Raw genomic sequence first — 2,067 nt, 5'->3', positions numbered from 1 at the left:
GGGCCGCGACTACCTCTCGGTCAAGCTCGACGATCCGAGTTTCCCGGCTCCGATCTACGCCACGCTCGCCGAAGTCGAAGGCGAAGACGGTCTCCAGCTGATCTGGTCGCGCCCCAATCGCGACTGAGGTCCTCGAGGCCCCGCCACCGAGCGGGGCCAATTGGCCGCAGTGTACAGCATTTACAGCATTGCTGTAAATGCTGTACATATATCGAGACAGCTATGGCCGACTCGACGCGGATACAACGGAGATAAGCATGACCCGTACCAGTGGCTCATATTCAACGAGCGATCTTTCCAGAAAATCCGGAGATATCATCGCGGAAGCTCTGCGGCATCCCGTAACGATTACACAGCGCAACAAACCGCGCCTCGTGCTTCTCAACATCGATGACTACGAACGGCTGATGCGGCAATCCGATGCTCGTACCGTCGGCACGCTCGAAACCATGCCGCGCGAACTGTTCGACGAATTCGAGGCCGCGGTCGATACCTATGCGGAGACCGACGAGGCTAACCGATGAGCGGCTATAACGCCATCCAGACCGCGACGGTCATCCGTTATCCCTATCTTTGGGCGAGAGAGGCAGGCAGGGGCGAGACTGAAGGCCGCAAGGATCGGCCGGTCACCGTTGGCGTAAGGCTCCCACGACCCGATGGGGATTTGCTGGTGTTTTTCCCGATCACCACGAAGCAGCCGGAAAAGGCCCGCTTTGCGGCGGAAATCCCCGCCATCGAGAAACGGCGGGCCGGGCTCGATGCAGATCTGCGGCTCTGGATCATCCTCGATGAGTTCAACAGCGACGTCGTCGGCCGCTCTTTTTACCTCGAGCCCGAACCACCGCTCGGCCGGTTCAGCAAGGCCTTCTTCCTTCCGCTTCTCCGGGAGTTTATCGCGCGTCGCAAATCGTTTACCGAAATCAGCCGGTCCAAATAGTCCACGAAGGGTTTCCCAGCCGGATTGCGGGGTTCGGCTGGATTTTGCGCTCTGCCGACAGAAACCAAGTGAAGGAGTGGTGGAGCGACCTACCAAATTTTTCCGATGAGGCCGTGGCACTCGAAGCCGTTTGACGGTGGATCGCGGCGTGATCGTGCCGAGTGCCGGCCGGTGGGCCGCTCGGAAGTCTGCCGGCGATTATCGCCTCGCCTTGTTCCTCCGATCGCTGTCACAAGCCCCGTCCTCCGCAGGCTCCAGCTGACCTTTTCCGCCCCAACCCCGACTAAGGTCCTCGGGGCTCCGCCCATCGGGCGGGCCTCCCGCTGTGACTTTTGCCCTCCATCATCCATATTGGATGGATGGAAAAATGGAGTGCGGTATGTCGTATCCAATTCGGATGGAAACGGATGGGAGAATGGATGACGGCTCTTGATCTCGCGAAATTACGCACAACGCCTGAGATCCTATCGCTGATCGCCGAGATCGACGAATTCAAGGTGCGTGGCGAACGCTTGGTCGTATTGCGCCCGACCGGCTGTCCAGCTTGCCGACCTCGCGCTTCGTCGAACGCCGGGCACAATCCGGACAGACCAACAGGACTGGAATCCGTGGGTCGAGTTTTCCTCTGGAGCTTGCAGCGCCAGAAGCAGCGGCTCGCGCGCAAGGTCGAGCGTGAACGCATCCTGCTCTGCGACCTGCCGGAGTTGTCGGTCGCGATCCTCGAACTGGCGCGTGAGCGCGGGCGCGTCACCATGATGGACGCGGCCAGGGCCACGGGCGCAAGCCGCAACACCGTCAAGGATCATCTTCGGGCGTTGACCGAGCAGGGACATCTGACCCTTCATGAAGCGGGTCGCGGGATTTGGTACGGCCTGAACTAAAGCCGGAGTGATTGGTCCGCCGATGCGCCGAAATCGGAGCGACGGCCCAACTGTGCGCAGCTGCCATTGCCACGTGCCTTTGCCTGACGTTAGCGGCGCTCCATTTGCGGGCTCGACGAGGCATGTCTGACCGGATAACGGCTTCGCCTCGATCGTCTTCCCGCAACGGCCATCCGAAACTTTCTTCCCCTGTCGGCTCTGCCGCCATTCCTCGCGCGGCAACAAAGTTCCTCCCGGCCGCCCTCCATT

At 60.8% G+C, this 2,067-nt stretch carries 4 protein-coding genes; all 4 read left to right on the top strand.

What is annotated here, in order from left to right; all coding sequences use genetic code 11:
- Window positions 1-127, top strand: a 127-nt coding sequence (locus PH605_RS25220; RefSeq protein ID WP_271040147.1) for a DUF736 family protein, incomplete at its 5' end; no start/stop codon positions are given.
- A 130-nt stretch (window positions 128-257) separates the two neighbouring features.
- A complete protein-coding gene (locus tag PH605_RS25215) occupies window positions 258-524 on the top strand; it encodes a type II toxin-antitoxin system prevent-host-death family antitoxin (RefSeq protein WP_010900293.1) in 267 nt (88 codons plus the stop codon).
- Window positions 521-937, top strand: a complete 417-nt coding sequence (locus PH605_RS25210) for a hypothetical protein (protein ID WP_142845042.1) — start codon at window positions 521-523, stop codon at window positions 935-937. The genes PH605_RS25215 and PH605_RS25210 overlap by 4 nt, the downstream gene beginning before the upstream one ends.
- 419 nt (window positions 938-1,356) lie before the next feature.
- On the top strand, window positions 1,357-1,818 hold the full coding sequence (locus tag PH605_RS25205) for a DUF977 family protein (protein ID WP_205125159.1): 462 nt from the start codon (window positions 1,357-1,359) through the stop codon (window positions 1,816-1,818).
- Window positions 1,819-2,067: the final 249 nt, after the last annotated feature.

This window comes from Agrobacterium sp. CFBP 3001 (assembly GCF_027871605.1).
In the GTDB taxonomy this organism is placed as follows: Bacteria; Pseudomonadota; Alphaproteobacteria; order Rhizobiales; family Rhizobiaceae; genus Agrobacterium; species Agrobacterium leguminum.
The sequence above is the reverse complement of the archived record's forward strand: the minus strand, read 5'-3'. Positions and strand labels throughout refer to the sequence as shown.

What these genes read in the sequence shown, in the direction of transcription:
- PH605_RS25215 (WP_010900293.1), top strand. Translation starts at nt 258, where the DNA reads ATGACCCGTACCAGTGGCTCATATTCAACGAGCGATCTTTCCAGAAAA.
- PH605_RS25210 (WP_142845042.1), top strand. Translation starts at nt 521, where the DNA reads ATGAGCGGCTATAACGCCATCCAGACCGCGACGGTCATCCGTTATCCC.
- PH605_RS25205 (WP_205125159.1), top strand. Translation starts at nt 1,357, where the DNA reads ATGACGGCTCTTGATCTCGCGAAATTACGCACAACGCCTGAGATCCTA.